The organism is Marinobacterium sp. MBR-111 (genome assembly GCF_040547585.1).
Taxonomy (GTDB): Bacteria; Pseudomonadota; Gammaproteobacteria; order Pseudomonadales; family Balneatricaceae; genus Marinobacterium; species Marinobacterium iners.
In genome coordinates this window covers 55028-69580 of record NZ_JBEPQA010000017.1, presented here as the reverse complement: position 1 = coordinate 69580, position 14553 = coordinate 55028, and the positions used below count along the sequence as shown (strand labels likewise).

Here is a 14553-nt window from a genome sequence, read left to right as displayed (position 1 = left end):
TCAACTGGGAAGGGGTTTACAACACTCAGTGGTGCAGCTCCAGCCCCTGCAGATCCTGCCAGCTGAACGTCAGGTCTCGGCTATCGTTCAGCCAGAAACTGACATAGGGGTTGGAAGCCGTTCCGGCATGGAACTGCACCACTGCCAACGGTGATGAAGCCCGGGATATGCTCAGGGTCTGCACCCTGTTCGGCGTGATTGCATGATCACGCACCCCATTGCGAAAACCGTTCTCCATCGGGTGGAGAACCTGAGCCCTGACCTCCCCCGCCTGGCCTGCGTCCGGTATGGCAACACGGGGGGTGTGCATCGTCATTGTCTCGGCGGCAGGGGCTGGCCCTGTCAGGCAGCCACTCAGCGCAACACGGACCTGAACTTCTGTTTGCCATTGCCGCCCTATATTGCTTTGGGCACGAATGACAACCTGCTGCGACTCACTCAACCGTATCCGGGTTGCCAGCCTGATCGGAACCACGGCCTGCAGGAATTCAAAACGGATCACATCCGGCTCAGGGTTAAGGGGAGCCTGCACCTGTATCGTTTTCAGGTATTCACCGGGATCAAGCCGCTCATCAAATGCGATCCGCAACGGCACCTGCGCACCATCCTCAATCACGGCGGGCAGTTGCACCTTAAGCCCTTGCATGAGCACCGGCTCGCCCCCCAAGGCCGGGTTGGCCAGCAGCAACAACAGCGCAACCCAGTGGCGCATCGAATCAGCCGCCCCAGATATCAGCGGTGGTGGCACGATACCAGCCTTCAGCCGACCGAGCTTCAGACTGACGCAAACGAGGTGAAGCCTCCAACGGGCTCAGATGATCGGTACCGGGCTTGAGCACCAGAGCCCCCTGATCCACTTCATACTGACCCGCCACCGAAATGGCGTAGCCCGGCTCTACCAGGCTGTAACAGATATTGGACAGTTGCGGCGTGACAACATCCTGCCCTGTCAGCTCGCTGATGATGGCCGCCACTGCCACGCGCGCCTGCATGCCGGCGGCAAAGCCGGATTTGGGCATGGGGGCCGCAATACAGGCATCCCCTATTACATGTACACCCGCGGCATGACGAGACTCAAATGTGTCCGGATCAACCGGTACCCAGCCACTGGCATCGGTCAGCCCGGCCGTTACCGCAATACGACCGGCTTGCTGCGGTGGAATCACATTGAGCACTGCGGCACGGTGGCGGGTGGAAAAATCGGTTTCCACCTCACGCCGCTGCGGATCCACACGCATCACTTTGCCATCATCCGACAGCCCAACCCACTCAACTCGGTCACCGTAGAGATCTTTCCACGCCGACATGAACAGGGCCTGCTTCGAAAAACGGTCCTTGCTGTCCAGTATCAACAGTTTTGAGCGCGGTTTGTGCCGACTGAGATAGTACGCAATCAGGCTGGCACGCTCATAGGGGCCCGGCGGGCAACGGTAGGGGTTACCGGGCACCGTGATGATGACACTGCCACCATCCGGCATCGCTTCGAGCTGACGCCTCAACAGCAGCGTTTGCGACCCCGCCTTCCAGGCATGGGGCACCCGCTCGGCGGCCGCAGCATCGTAACCCTCTATCGCACCCCAGCGCAGATCAATACCGGGCGAGACAATCAGGCGGTCATATTCAATTCGGGCGCCATCGTCCAGAGTGACCTGCTTGCGAATCGGATCAATATCCAGCGCCTGCTGACGCCGATGGCTTACCCCTGCCTGTATCAGGGCGGCATAATCCTGCTCGATGGCCTTTAGCGGCAGCAGGCCGGCCAGTACAAGATTGGAAAAGGGACAGGTATAGAAACGGCTGGCGGGTTCAACCAGAGTGACATCCAGCTGCGGTGCCTGCTGCCTTAGCAAGCGCGCCGCCGTGGCACCGCCAAAGCCGCCACCGACAATCACCACCCGGCCTTCGGACGGGCGGCCTGACAGCATACGCTGACACCCGCTCAGCAGCAGTGGGCTCAGCATCAGGCCTGCCAGCAGCGTGCGTCTTGAAACAGCGGAGATGTTTCTCTGCTTCATATCCCTTCCCGTCTGGACCATTGCGGTTTGAGACTAGCAAAGAGAGCAGTGGCTGAAATCAGTACTTTAGAACCTTTTATCCAGCCTGTGGGCAAACTCAAGAAACTGTTCTGCATTCAAGAAATGGCAGTCGCCCAGATGAAAAAACTTCAAATCCGAGTAAACAGCCACAACATGGCCCAGCACACCAGCAACATCACCGGCGCATAGAGTCGATTAAGCCGCATCAACTGGACAGCCGGTATGGAATAGCGTGCCCGCAGGCTAAGCTGAACTCCCGACAGAGGGGACAACCCCACACCCAGTGCCCACCCCATCAGCATGGTCAACCCGAGCAGGTTCGGGTCGCTCACGCTCGGTGCGAGAATGCTGCCCACCAGCACCACACTGGTCACCGGGTGCATGCCAGCAAAGGCGAGCAATATGAGTACCAACAGTGTGATACAGGCTTCCAGAGCACCATAGTGTTCCGGTGCCAGAGCCAGATCAAACGCGTTCAAACTGGACGCTACACCGGCCGCCAGCACCGCAGCGGCCAGAAACAGCATCACCTCTCCTGCCAGGCCCGGCAGGCCTTCATGAATATGGTTCAGCAGACGTCGACCACCCTGTCTTTTTTGACGCAGCAGCAGCCAACTGACGGCAAACAGAATGGAGATCAGTGTCACCAGCGTCAGCACACTGATCGCAGGCCATATCTCATGACAGATCACCACCAGAACGGCCAGCACAAGCGGCATCCATAATGCCTTCAGGTGCATGGGATAGCCGCGCGCCTGCTCAACAGCAGGTGCTCGCGCCACTTCCCACATGCTGAATAACAGACCTGCCAGCGCGACCGGCAAGCCAAACAGCACCAAAGTTTTCAGTTCCGCCCCGGGGGCGCTTACCAGTGTTAGCCCCATGGCTGCAAAAAACGGTGACCAGAAGGCACAGATGCTGAAACTGCGCAGCAATACCAGTGCCTGAACCGGTTGCAGTGGCTGACGAGCAGACAGCCGATCACCCACAATCAGTACCGATGAAATATTGATCACCGAACCGATCAGGTGCGCCCCCAGAAGGGTCTGCCACAGTGCCGTTCGGCCACGCGGCAGCTGCTCATCACTGTGTACCCCCTGCATGGCGACAAGGCGCAGAAAGCTGACCCCAACCAGCATGGCAAGCACCAAATAGTTGGCTTCCAGTGCCTTGAGCAAATACTGTGGGTCATCACCATAGACCGTACCAAACAGAAGCAGCGGGGCACCTGTCAGCAGAAGAACAGTGGTTTGCTTGCGCTGCGCTGGCTTGAGTCGCGGCCAGAGCAGCAGGGCCGAGATCCAGACAGGAACACCTATAAGATAGCCGGGAAGAACCGAAAAAAATGCGTTCAGGACAGCGGCAAATGCCATCCCGATCAACAGGTAGCCTGATAGAAACAACATGCACCTCGGGCGAAAAAACGAGGCGGCGAGAATAGCACGCCTGCCGAAAAGCCGACAGGCGCAAGAGCGGGACCTGTAGGCCCCGCCACGGGAGTATCAGCGGTCGATACGGTAGATTTTTTCAGGGTTTGGCTTGCTGCCCCAGGGCAAACCAGAGTTCTGCCAGCCGTTCTGGATGCGGAACCCGGCATTGTCTCCAGCCTTGATGCTGTCACCCTGAAAACCGTTAATTACATAGGTCGCATTGGGAAAGCCGTTCTCGCGCAGAAATTCGGCACTGGGCAGGCCACGCTCGCTGCCCGAACGGCACATGGTGATGACAGTCGCATTCTTGTCCAGACCACGCTGTATCAGTGCCTGCTCTACCTGAGCGGCAAAGTCAGGGTTCTGATACAGGCGGAAGCGGTTTTTCTGCGCATCCCACTGGCTACGGTCCACCATCAGGTAGGGAATGTTCAGATCCACCTCGTCGGTGAAACCGATGAACATGATCTCAACCGGATCACGCACATCGATGAAGAGCACCTCATCACGCTTTTCCTGTACCAACTCATAGGTCGCTTCAGGCGTAATGCCGATTTCATCATTCGCCTGTGCAGCCGTCATCGGCATCGCCAGAGCTGCACTGAGCAGCAGCGGTGTCAGCAGTTTTTTCATTAAGCTGTTCTCCTTAGAAGCTGAATACGCGCGTCTCTTCAGACGTCATCTGTTTGGCAATGGCAGGCGGTGTCGCCACGCCAACACCTTCGCGCAGGGCTGCCTTGTCATGACCGCCATTGGGCAGATAAAGCGCACACACGTTTACATTGGCACCACCTTTCTGCAGCTTCATCAGCAGCTGTTCAGGGGTCACATCACGTGGCTTGAGGGGTTCATTGGCGGTTTCGCTGAGAGCCAGGTCCCCTGCCTTGTCGCACAGCAGTACATCAACCTGAGTACCCTGCTGCTGCATAGCGTTGCCCAACACCATCGCCATGCCCTGAGTCTGCAGCGACCCACTGTTGACCAGAATCAGTGCCTTTTCGACCTGATGGTCGTCAGCCTGAGCCGCCAGCGGAGCCATCAAACTGGCCCCCAGCAGCAATGCGGTAAGTTTGCCTGCTTTCATGGATATCACCTTTATTATTCAATTTAAGAATATGGATCATTTAAATGCGAATAATCTAATTAACAAGGCAAACTACACCACTCCCCCGCCACTGTAAAGCCGATACCCTCCGCCCGGGCCGGTTAAAGGTCAAACTGTTATGCGACAACCAACGTACTACAATGCACAGGCTTATGATTAAACAGAAAACTTTCCTGCAGGAACAATGATGATACCGACAATGCTCAACATGGACTTCAGTCAGCACGTTGTGATTGAAACAGCCAACATGGCTTGGATCACCAGCCCTGCGGCGGGGGTGTTGCGCAAGCCCCTGGAACGGGAAGCCAAAGAGTCCGGCCACACCACCAGTATTGTGCAGTATCTGCCCGGCTCCGCGTTTGCAAGCCACCCTCACCCGCTGGGTGAAGAAATTCTGGTACTGGAAGGTGTGTTTTCAGACGAGAGTGGGGACTACCCGGCCGGCAGTTACATCCGAAATCCACCCGGTAGCCAACACGCACCCTTCAGCCGACAGGGATGCACGCTGTTCGTGAAACTGAATCACTTCAGCCCAAACGATCTGGTACAAGTAGGTATCGACACCCAGAGTGCACCATGGCAGCCGGGACAGGGAGGGCTTGAAGTGATGCCGCTGCACCACTTCGAAACCGAGCATACCGCACTGGTTCGATGGCCAGCCGGCGAACGCTTTCAGCCGCATCGCCATTTTGGTGGCGAAGAAATTCTGGTGCTGTCAGGCGAGTTTCGGGATGAGCACGGCGTATATCCCGCCGGCACCTGGCTACGCAGCCCGCACTTGAGCAAACATTTCCCATGGGTTGAGCAGGAAACCGTGATATTTGTGAAAACAGGCCATTTACCGCTGAACTCACAATCTCAATCAGCGGATACGGATCTTTGACCGTTTGACATTATGGCTGAGTGTCAGCAACTCAAGCTCGGCCCCCAGGTCTTCCAATTCATCATAGCCTTCGAGCCGCAGTACCTCGCCCTCCTGAGTCGTCATCTGAATCTGTTCCAGGTGATAGCTGCGGTATTTGAGGCGCAGGTCGAGAATATGACTGATATCGACCTTAATTCGGTTATCCCCCTGAACCAGGGTGAGGGTTTTCGCCTGATTATCCAGCTCGATTTCTGGGTACGCCGTGCGCCCCTGTCGTACATGCTGAAACAGCTTGATGAAATAGGCCGAGCAGGCCGCAACACCCAAAGCCGGAACCAAGAAATCAGCCACTGCCGATGCCTGAAACAGATAGTAGATACTGATCACAACGGCAATTACGAGCCCAAGCATCCAGAGCAGATGGCGGGCTGTTTGGGTTCGGTAATATCGGGTTGAAATGCGGTACGACAACACGGGTAACAACTCTTGATGACTGACAGAAACCGGGAGTGTAGAGATGACCGACCGGGATGGGAATCCCTTGACTATACTCAGGCAGTATTCTCCTTCTCCGCTGCACGACGCAGCATTGCATCCAGCCAACGGGCCGGCAACACGCGCCGGAGATACCCCAGCAGGTAGGTCGGCACGGTCACATAGTACCGTGCCCTTGGAGATCGAGCTGTCAAAGCAGACTGCAGCGCCTTGAACACGGCTTCCGGCGGCAGCGTAAAAGCCGAGCCCTCCTGTTCACCCGCTTCCAGCCGATTCAGAACACCCCGGTAGGTATCCGCATGTGCACTGTGCTCGGTATCAATGTTACGCTTGAAGGCGACAAGGGCATTTTCCCGGAAGGCACTGGTGATAGGCCCCGGTTCAATCAGTGAAATATGAATACCACTGCCATGCAGCTCCTGACGGTAGGTGTCGGTGATCCCTTCCAGAGCAAATTTGGAGGCGTTATAGGCGCCACGGTACTTCATCGCGACCAGCCCCAGAACCGACGAATTCATGACGATTCGCCCACTCTGTTGCCGACGCATGACAGGAATCACGAGGTTCGTCAGCTCAACCCAGCCAAACAGGTTGGTTTCGAACTGGGCTCGTAATACCTCACGGCTCAAATCCTCAACGGCCCCGGGCTGGCCGTAGGCACCGTTATTGAACAGCGCATCCAGACGGCCGTCCGTCAACATCATGGCCTGCTCAAACCCGGCCCGAACAGACTCGGATGAATCCAGATCCAGCACGAAGCTTTCCAGGCCCTGAGCTTCCAGCGAGGCAATATCTTCCGGGCTGCGAACCGTTGCCAGTACGCGCCATCCCGCTTTTTTCAGTTCAAGCGCACAGTGACGCCCTATACCGGTTGAGCAACCGGTAACCAGAATCGTTTTCTCCACGTATATTCCTTCAATATTCCTCGCGGGCGGTCAGTGCCCGCCTTCCTCACTGCCATAACGCTGTACCACCCAATAGGCCACACTCATGGCAACCACTATCAGTGCCATGCCCCAGAGGTATTCAGCCGGCGTGGTATCCAGGTCAAGAATAATCACCTTTCGGGCAATGGCCATCAGAGCGGTCGCAATGACGATTTTGACATGGATAACGTTGTCACGCAGATAGATCGTGATATTGATAAAGATTTCGATGGCGATCAGTACCGCCATAAAGGCACCAAAGGTGGCCAGCATGTCGGAAATGGTGAGGATGTATTTGGGAGCGGCCAGCAGCTTCTCATATAGCGTCCAGCCCACGTCAACAACGCCCATAATGATCACGAAAACCATCAAAATGGCCAACAGCCGAACAGACCACTTGATCAGCCGATTAAGGAAATCCATTAACCGGGCATCATTGTCTTTATAATCCATTTCTGACTCCTGATCGGTTGAGCAGGCTGAAAATCATACTGAACGAAAAAGGGCCGGATAGCTACTGCTATCCGGCCCAGGGGGTGTCAATTAGCAGCTGGGTCAGGCCGCTACGTTGCGAAGATGCGGCGGCGTATGGGGTGACTGAGGCGCCGCGCTCTCTTCCACCCTGAACAGGTGGTAGGCCTCTGGCCCGAAGGGGTCCAGCGCCGTATCCATGTATTCATAATGCATCGCCACCGGCTTTCCGGTCATGGTAACCTTGAAGCTCGCATCGACGTAAGGAACGTCGGCCCTCAGCGGCTCTTCAGCCCAGAGGAACAAGCCTTTTTCAGCCACCAGATACTCGAAGCGTACAATGCGGAAACCTTCACGCAGGCGCAGTGTGGTCAGTGAATCGGACGCATCCAGATGGTATTTGTGAATTGCTTTCATGGCCGTGGCCCTCTTCTGATTGCTTACGGATTCATATTGGCCAAGCATCACAAAAGAAAAAAGCAGATTTATTCGTCTCTTTCATCAGATTTAATCTGATGGTTTTGGGTACCACGGGCACAAATAGCCTCAACAGCGGGGTTATGGATTCGACTTGAGCGCGTCACGGCGAACAAGCGATCCTGAACTGCCTCCACCTCACCCAAACATTCCACTTCGTACTGACGGCAGACTTCATCGGCAATCATGGCAGGCGCTGCAAACACGCCCATACCATGATGACCAAACACCTTGATCAACGCACTGTCATCCACTTGGCCCCGGACTGAGACTCGAATCCCCTGATCATTGAACCACTGCATCAACTGACTGACATGCGGCGCATCCACGGCATTCACCAGAAACGGCTGCCCCTCAAGGTTCGCTGGAAAACGTCCTTTTAACGTATTGGCCAATTGGGGCGCAGCAAACAGCATCATCGAAGAACTGCCCAACTCATGCAGACGAAAGCCCGAATCATGCGCCAGCACCGGCGGGTGGTCCGTAAGCACCACATCCAGATGGCGCTTGCCCAGATCGGACAACAGATACCGTGTGCGCCCCGTTTCACACACCACATTCACTTCACGCTCCAGCTGCAGCGCAGGCTCCAGCAGGCGCCAGGCAATAAGCTTGTGAATGGATGCGGAAACGCCCACAGCCAAGCGCATAGGGCGTGATTCCAGCGGTACCTCCATAGCCTGCTCAAGCGCTTCAGCCGCTTCAAATATCTCATCGGCATGGGACTGAACCCTGAGCCCCAGATCCGTTAAGCGCAACCCCCGGCCCTCTCGACGAAACAGAAGCCCACCCATTTCGCTTTCAAGCGCAGCGACCTGGCTACTCAGCGTTTGCGGTGTCAACTCCAGGATCTGGCCAGCACGCGCCATACTGCCTTCTCGGGCCACAACCCAAAAGTGATACAGGTGCCGGAAGTTCAGTCTATTCAACATGGCAGAGCTCGATTCTTGACTGTCAGGGTTAGAGTCTACCTCAACCTCAGTCACACAAAACCTCATTCAGAGTGCAGAACCCAAAAACGCCACCCGAAGGTGGCGTGTCGTGGTACGACCGAATCAGGATTTTTTATCAGTATCCAGATAGAACACCGGCAGAATCATCGCCAAGGCGAGGATATTTTTAATCCTGGTTGCCAATGCGCTTTCCTCTAAACCTGAGTGGTGTCGATCAAGTCCAGCCAACGGTTAACCAGCGTGCGAGCAAAGTCCGTCTGCGCCGCCTGGTACTGCGTAAAGTCCTGTTGTGCCTGTGCGATAAGTTCCGCTATGTGAGCTTGATCCTGGGCAGGATCGCCAAGCAACTCGCGGCGGTTCCAGGTATCCACGATCTCCGGCGTCACTTCAAAGTGGCATTGGAAGGCATAGATCAGATCGCCCAGACGATAGGCCTGATTTTTGACCGCCTTACCGCTCATCAGTAACGTAGCACCTTCAGGCAGGTCAAACGTGTCCGAATGCATTTCGAACAGCTTCGGCTGTAACTCAGTTCCTTTCAACAGCGGGTCGTCTTGCCCCGCTTCAGTCAGTTGCAATGACGTAAAACCGTACTCCAGAAAGCCCTGTGGCTTAACTGCCGCACCAAAGGCATAGGCAATTGACTGACACCCCAGACAAGATCCCAGCACCGGCTTGCGAGCGGAGGCGAACCGACGAATCAGATCAGCCAGGTCATCGAAATAGGGCTGAAGCAGCGGGTCATGGACACTGACCTCACCACCAAAGATGATCAGGCCATCAAACGCGTCAATATCCAGCGGCAGCACATCACCCTTGCGGCGATAGAACCAGTGCAGGGTTCCCCCACGCTCTGCAACGACTTCGCCTATACGACCCGATTCGGCGGGGCCATCCATCCCGCCAGCCATGATGGCAACAATCCTCATCAGACGACTCCTTTCTCCAGATACTCGTCAAGACCCGGTGTGCGATAGCCGTCTTCGCGGTAGGTGATCGGGAAATAGCCTTCATCTACTTCGTTGGAGCCCAGCTTCTTGTACTTGCCGTAGATCGGGCCATTGCCGATGCTTATCCGTTCCGGATTGAACTGAATATCATGCTGGAAGAAGTGTGCTGCCAATGCGCGTCTCGGCACATCAGCCTTATTGACCCGAGAACCATGCCAGAGCCAGCCATCGTGGAAAGCACCGCCTCCCGGAGGCACAACAATCGGTACCAATTCCAGCTCAAAACCATGGATTTTGGCCCACTCTCGCACCTCTTTCAGGTCATCTTCGGGGCCATGAAATTGCATGATCGGTTTGGCTTCACCCCATTTGTGTGACCCTTTTATATATACCAGCGTGCCACCATCAGCCGTCGTCTTATCCAGCGCTACCCAGCAGCTCACCAACTCAGGCTTGTCGATCCAGAGCGAGTACATACTGTCCTGATGGAAACCGATTGAGCGACCGTTCACCGGCTTCCACAACAGATTGTCGATCATCAGCCGGACACCATCCCATCCGCCCAGCTCTGCACATGCCTTGCCGAGATTCTCGGACAGGATGTGGCGGGCAACGGAAAGGTCTGATTTCCACGCATTACAGATCTGCTTGGTAAAGGGCGGCTCACCCACTGGCAGATTCACTTCATCCGGTTTGATGCCCGTTTGATAGTGTCCTTCAAAAACCCCTTCAAAATTTTCCAGAATCTCGGCAGCGGCTTCCGGTTCAATGATCTTATCGACGATCAGGAACCCGTCTTCACGAAATTGGGCGATCTGCGCTTGAGTCAGTGTGATCATGTTGGATGCTCCAATCAGTAAAAAGTCAGATAGCGGTTGATTTCCCACTCGGAAACGGCGCGATGGTATTCATGCCACTCTTGCCGCTTCAATCGCAGGAAACTGTCGATCAGACGTTCGCCCAACGCTTCGGCAAGAAAGGTATCTTCAGCCAGTGCTTTCAAGGCTTCATTCAGGTTTTCAGGCAAGCGGGCAACACCAAGTTCATCTACCTGCTCGGGAGTCAGGTCGTAGAAGTTGATGGAATGAGCTTCTGGGGCCTCAAGCTCACGATCAATCCCATCCAAACCGGCCGCTATGATGGCAGCCGTAGCCAGGTAGGGGTTCATGCTGCTATCGCCGATACGCACTTCAATCCGACCATAGGGAATACGCAGCATGGCGGAGCGGTTGTTATCGCCATACGCGATGAAAACGGGTGCCCAGCTTGGGCTTTGCGGTGTGCCCGTGATCAGGCGCTTGTATGAGTTGACCGACGGACACAGCAATGCAGCCAGTGCTGGCGCGTGTTCCATGACACCGGCGATGAACTGATAGGCCGTTTTCGATAGCCCCATGCCGCTGGGATCATTAGCATCATGGAAAATGTTATTGTCGGCTTCATCCACCAGCGAGCAATGTACGTGCATGCCATTACCGGTGGTGGTGGCGGATAGCTTGGGCAGGAAACTGCAAATCGCCCCCAAATCATTGGCAACCTCTTTCGCCGCCATTTTGAAGAACTGCATGTTGTCCGCCGACTGCAACGCTTCATCGTATTTAAAGTTGAGCTCAAACTGGCCGTTGGCATCCTCATGGTCAATCTGATAGACATCAAGCCCTATCACCGTCAGCGCGTCGTACAGCCCTTCAAGGAATGCGGCGTTGCGAGTCAACCCTTGATAGTCATACGTTGGCCTGTCGAGGGTATCAGTGGAATCAAACGGAACCACTCTGCCCTCCTGATCTCGCTTGAGCAGATAGAACTCCGGTTCAAGACCGGTCATGAAACGCAGGCCACGCGCTTTCAAGCGTGCGGTCTGTGCCGCCAATACATTGCGCGGGTCCAGCGGATAAGGCGCATCGCCAACCATACCGGTACCACGAATACAGGCGTAACCGGGCAACCAGGGCAACAATGCCAACGTGGACAGGTCAGCGACCATCATGAATTCAGGGTCTTGCGGTGTCATATCGAAACCGAGAATTGCACCACCGGCAAAACCTGCACCGGTTTCAGACAGACCTTTCAGGCAATGGACAGGAACCGCTTTGCTCTTGATGCCGCCATGCAGGTCGACAAACTGAGCCAATATATATTTGACGTTATGACGCTCCAGAAAAAGACAGGCTTCTTCAAGCGCGTTCTCTGGTGGGCAAACCCATACAGAAGGCAGAACATTTGGCATCTGTGACATGGAAACCATCCTCGTAGATGTTGGACGGTTTCAGTGTCTCAGAGGGGGTGGGAAAAGCAGTTGACTGCAGAAACTGAAGTTTTGACTTCTGGCGCCATTTCGTTGGCACCGGATATCAAAGAGGGAAATTACCGCACCCGCCAGTCACTGGGACTCATGTTTTTCCAGCGGATGAAGGCACGAGTGAACGCGCTGACCTCAGAGTAACCCAGACGGTAGGCCACTTCGGAAATGCTGAGGCGCTCATAGCCAAGGTAACAAATGGCCAGCTCCTCACGCACTTCATCGATAACCCCCTTGAACGACTGTTGTTCCGCTGACAGCAGACGTTGCAGCGTGCGCGATGACAGGTTGAGCCGGCTGGCGACCCGATCCAGGCTGACCTCTCCACTGGGCAACAGCTCGATAATTTCACTCTTGGTGCGCTGCACCGTACTCAGATTCTGTTGCACCACACCAGCCAACTCCAGAATGGAGCCACGGGTAACATTGTTCAGCATTGCATTGGCATCAGGCATCGGCTGATTCAGACAGGACTCACGGAACAGGATCAAATTGCTCTCTTGCCGAAACCGAATATCACACTGAAACGCTTCACGATGCTGCCCCGCATCAACCAGCGCCGGATGTTGAAAGTGTACTTCGAGCGGTGACCACTGATCACCCATGGCACGGCGCAGTACATTATTGAGCATGCCTACTGTCAATTCGGCGTCTTGGCGCCGGTCCATGATATCGCCATCCAACAGACGATATTCAAGCTGGCAGATGCCATTGCTGACTGTCATTTGAAGCAGACTGTTACGCTGAAATACCGGAAAGTACTCCTGCATACTGTGGATCGCCGCCCGCAAGTCTGGCGAGGTGATCGCATGAAAACCGAACAGCCCCAGCCCTTCAGGGTCGAACTGCTCACCGAACCAGAGCCCAAAGTGCTCGTTATGGGTAGAGCGCGCAGCCTCATGCATGGAGTTACAATAATGTTTCAGTGGAATGTGGTGATTAGGCTTCTCATAGAGGCCGGATTTCAAGCCAGAGCGTGCCAGAACTTCTGCACTGTGTCCGCCCTGTGCCTCAATGAACTCTTCCAATCCCAGCGTGACGGATGCCAGCACACTAGAGGGTACATGGTTGCTGGCAGGGCCTCGTTTGGTATTCAACAACATGATGCAGACCCTGATCTGTGATTCGTACACAGAACGGATGCAACAAGCAGGCCACTACAGAGCATAATCCGGTAGCAGGCACCGCACCTGATCCCATGACAACATAAAACCGTCCGTTTCCGCTCCCAGGTGGGGCACGCCTGAACACCCTGCCACAAATCAGGGCGCGCCAACGAAGGGCTGGCGCAGCACCAATAAAAAGGACAAACCGATTATGCCTGACGAATCGCCAACCAGCGTCTCCAACTGCCATACTCGGTGATCTCTTCAGCACCGGCCAAGCTTAAAGATTGCATGTTGCGATGATCACCTCCATCTATTAAGCTCAAAATCAGGTTACGGCTGCGGTGTTGTTTAGCAAGCCGAACCACGCCCGTCGATGACTATGCCAAATCAAGCCCCTTTTTGGAGATAATAACCATGTATAACCGCCTTCCAGTATTTGGGGCTGCCTTGCTGCTTGCCACCCAGGCAACTGCCGCAATACAGGTCAACATAGAACCTACTACCCTGCTGACCAACGAAGACGGCTCAGCGGTCACCTACTTTGTGGTTTTGGATCAAGCGCCCAGCGCTGGCGAGACTGTCACGGTAACACCATCGAGCGGCGACGTGACTGAGGGGACGGTCAGTGGCGCAGTCTTGTTCACAGATGCCAACTGGGACGTGCCACAAACGATCACCGTTACGCCCGGTGCATCAGGCGACGGCAATGATGGTGACGTCATGTATACGATTGGGCATACTACGACCGCGGCAGGAGGTACCGCTTCATTCAACGGCGCACCCTCTTCGAGCGTTGTTAGCGCCACCAATCGAAACATCGAAGGCATCAATACCATTGTCATGGACCCTGCCAGTGGCGGCGCATTTTATCTAACCGAGGGAACATCGCAGACTGTAACCGTATCGGTGACTGGAGCGCCCACAAATAATATCTCTATTGATGTAAGTATCGCCGGGGCCGAAGCAACGGTGACGCCCGCAACGGTAATCCTTGCCGCCGGTAATGGCTTCGAGGCAACGTTCAATGTAACAGCAGTTGATGATACGAACATAGACGGTGATCAGCCATTTACCGTGGTGGTAGACCCGGCTGTCAGCTTGGACATCAATTACTCCGGACAGAATTTGAGTGATATCAATGGCGTGGCCCTTGATAACGATGTGGCCGCGCCACCGCCAGCACCAGCACAGGTAACACCTGTTCCGACCCTGCCCCTTTTCGGCATACTCGCTCTGAGTGGCCTGCTTGGCCTGTTTGGCATGTTTGGAATGCGCAAGACCAAAGCGTAACAGACCAGTGCAACCATGAAGCCCTGCAGCACATCTGCCGGGCTTTTGTCCTATCGTGCAACCCCTCACTGAAAGATCGAGTGCTCTCGGACCAGTCACAGCAACTGTGCAGCCAGAACCCTGGCGCACTATTGGTCAAATTGTCTG

16 protein-coding genes and 1 riboswitch are annotated in these 14553 nt (G+C 55.2%); of the genes, 2 read left to right on the top strand and 14 right to left on the bottom strand.

What is annotated here, in order from left to right:
• Nucleotides 1–25: 25 nt before the first annotated feature.
• The 5 genes from ABIE61_RS12600 to ABIE61_RS12580 all read right to left on the bottom strand — a co-directional run bounded on the left by ABIE61_RS12600 (nucleotide 26) and on the right by ABIE61_RS12580 (nucleotide 4550).
• Complete coding sequence (locus ABIE61_RS12600) at nucleotides 26–712, bottom strand: thiosulfate oxidation carrier protein SoxY (protein ID WP_354409971.1); 687 nt, start codon at nucleotides 710–712, stop codon at nucleotides 26–28.
• Between the two features lie 4 nt (nucleotides 713–716).
• On the bottom strand, nucleotides 717–2015 hold the full coding sequence (locus tag ABIE61_RS12595; protein ID WP_354409969.1) for an FCSD flavin-binding domain-containing protein: 1299 nt from the start codon (nucleotides 2013–2015) through the stop codon (nucleotides 717–719).
• 149 nt (nucleotides 2016–2164) lie between these two features.
• Complete coding sequence (locus ABIE61_RS12590) at nucleotides 2165–3442, bottom strand: hypothetical protein (RefSeq protein ID WP_354409967.1); 1278 nt, start codon at nucleotides 3440–3442, stop codon at nucleotides 2165–2167.
• A 96-nt stretch (nucleotides 3443–3538) separates the two neighbouring features.
• A complete protein-coding gene (locus ABIE61_RS12585) occupies nucleotides 3539–4099 on the bottom strand; it encodes a rhodanese-like domain-containing protein (RefSeq protein WP_354409965.1) in 561 nt (186 codons plus the stop codon).
• Between the two features lie 13 nt (nucleotides 4100–4112).
• Nucleotides 4113–4550, bottom strand: coding sequence for a DsrE family protein (locus tag ABIE61_RS12580; protein ID WP_354409964.1), 438 nt, complete (start codon nucleotides 4548–4550; stop codon nucleotides 4113–4115).
• Between the two features lie 208 nt (nucleotides 4551–4758).
• On the opposite strand from ABIE61_RS12580, the gene ABIE61_RS12575 reads away from it, so the two are divergent.
• The gene (locus ABIE61_RS12575; RefSeq protein WP_354409961.1) at nucleotides 4759–5454 is read left to right on the top strand and encodes a cupin domain-containing protein; all 696 of its coding nucleotides are present in this window, start codon (nucleotides 4759–4761) and stop codon (nucleotides 5452–5454) included.
• Here the strand turns inward: ABIE61_RS12575 and ABIE61_RS12570 are convergent.
• The 9 genes from ABIE61_RS12570 to qhpR form a co-directional block, all read right to left on the bottom strand.
• The gene (locus ABIE61_RS12570) at nucleotides 5434–5910 is read right to left on the bottom strand and encodes a hypothetical protein (RefSeq protein ID WP_354409960.1); all 477 of its coding nucleotides are present in this window, start codon (nucleotides 5908–5910) and stop codon (nucleotides 5434–5436) included. The two genes, ABIE61_RS12575 and ABIE61_RS12570, sit on opposite strands and share 21 nt — an antisense overlap.
• Nucleotides 5911–5987: 77 nt before the next feature.
• Nucleotides 5988–6836, bottom strand: coding sequence for an SDR family oxidoreductase (locus ABIE61_RS12565; RefSeq protein ID WP_354409957.1), 849 nt, complete (start codon nucleotides 6834–6836; stop codon nucleotides 5988–5990).
• 30 nt (nucleotides 6837–6866) lie between these two features.
• Nucleotides 6867–7310, bottom strand: a complete 444-nt coding sequence (locus tag ABIE61_RS12560; RefSeq protein WP_091826627.1) for a phosphate-starvation-inducible PsiE family protein — start codon at nucleotides 7308–7310, stop codon at nucleotides 6867–6869.
• A gap of 102 nt (nucleotides 7311–7412) precedes the next feature.
• A complete protein-coding gene (locus ABIE61_RS12555) occupies nucleotides 7413–7745 on the bottom strand; it encodes a DUF7352 domain-containing protein (RefSeq protein ID WP_091826629.1) in 333 nt (110 codons plus the stop codon).
• Between the two features lie 68 nt (nucleotides 7746–7813).
• A complete protein-coding gene (locus ABIE61_RS12550; protein WP_354409953.1) occupies nucleotides 7814–8737 on the bottom strand; it encodes a LysR family transcriptional regulator in 924 nt (307 codons plus the stop codon).
• 215 nt (nucleotides 8738–8952) lie between these two features.
• Entirely contained in the window at nucleotides 8953–9687 is a 735-nt protein-coding gene (locus ABIE61_RS12545) for a type 1 glutamine amidotransferase (RefSeq protein WP_354409950.1), read from the bottom strand.
• Entirely contained in the window at nucleotides 9687–10547 is an 861-nt protein-coding gene (locus tag ABIE61_RS12540; protein WP_354409947.1) for a phytanoyl-CoA dioxygenase family protein, read from the bottom strand. The genes ABIE61_RS12545 and ABIE61_RS12540 overlap by 1 nt, the downstream gene beginning before the upstream one ends.
• Before the next feature lie 14 nt (nucleotides 10548–10561).
• Complete coding sequence (gene glnT, locus ABIE61_RS12535; protein WP_254775016.1) at nucleotides 10562–11944, bottom strand: type III glutamate--ammonia ligase; 1383 nt, start codon at nucleotides 11942–11944, stop codon at nucleotides 10562–10564.
• A 128-nt stretch (nucleotides 11945–12072) separates the two neighbouring features.
• On the bottom strand, nucleotides 12073–13110 hold the full coding sequence (gene qhpR / locus ABIE61_RS12530) for an AraC-like transcriptional regulator QhpR (protein WP_354409944.1): 1038 nt from the start codon (nucleotides 13108–13110) through the stop codon (nucleotides 12073–12075).
• Between the two features lie 420 nt (nucleotides 13111–13530).
• On the opposite strand from qhpR, the gene ABIE61_RS12525 reads away from it, so the two are divergent.
• Nucleotides 13531–14406 (top strand): IPTL-CTERM sorting domain-containing protein, encoded by an 876-nt coding sequence (locus ABIE61_RS12525; protein ID WP_354409942.1) that lies wholly within the window; start codon nucleotides 13531–13533, stop codon nucleotides 14404–14406.
• A gap of 32 nt (nucleotides 14407–14438) precedes the next feature.
• A riboswitch (guanidine-I (ykkC/yxkD leader) is annotated at nucleotides 14439–14541 on the bottom strand.
• Between the last annotated feature and the right edge of the window lie 12 nt (nucleotides 14542–14553).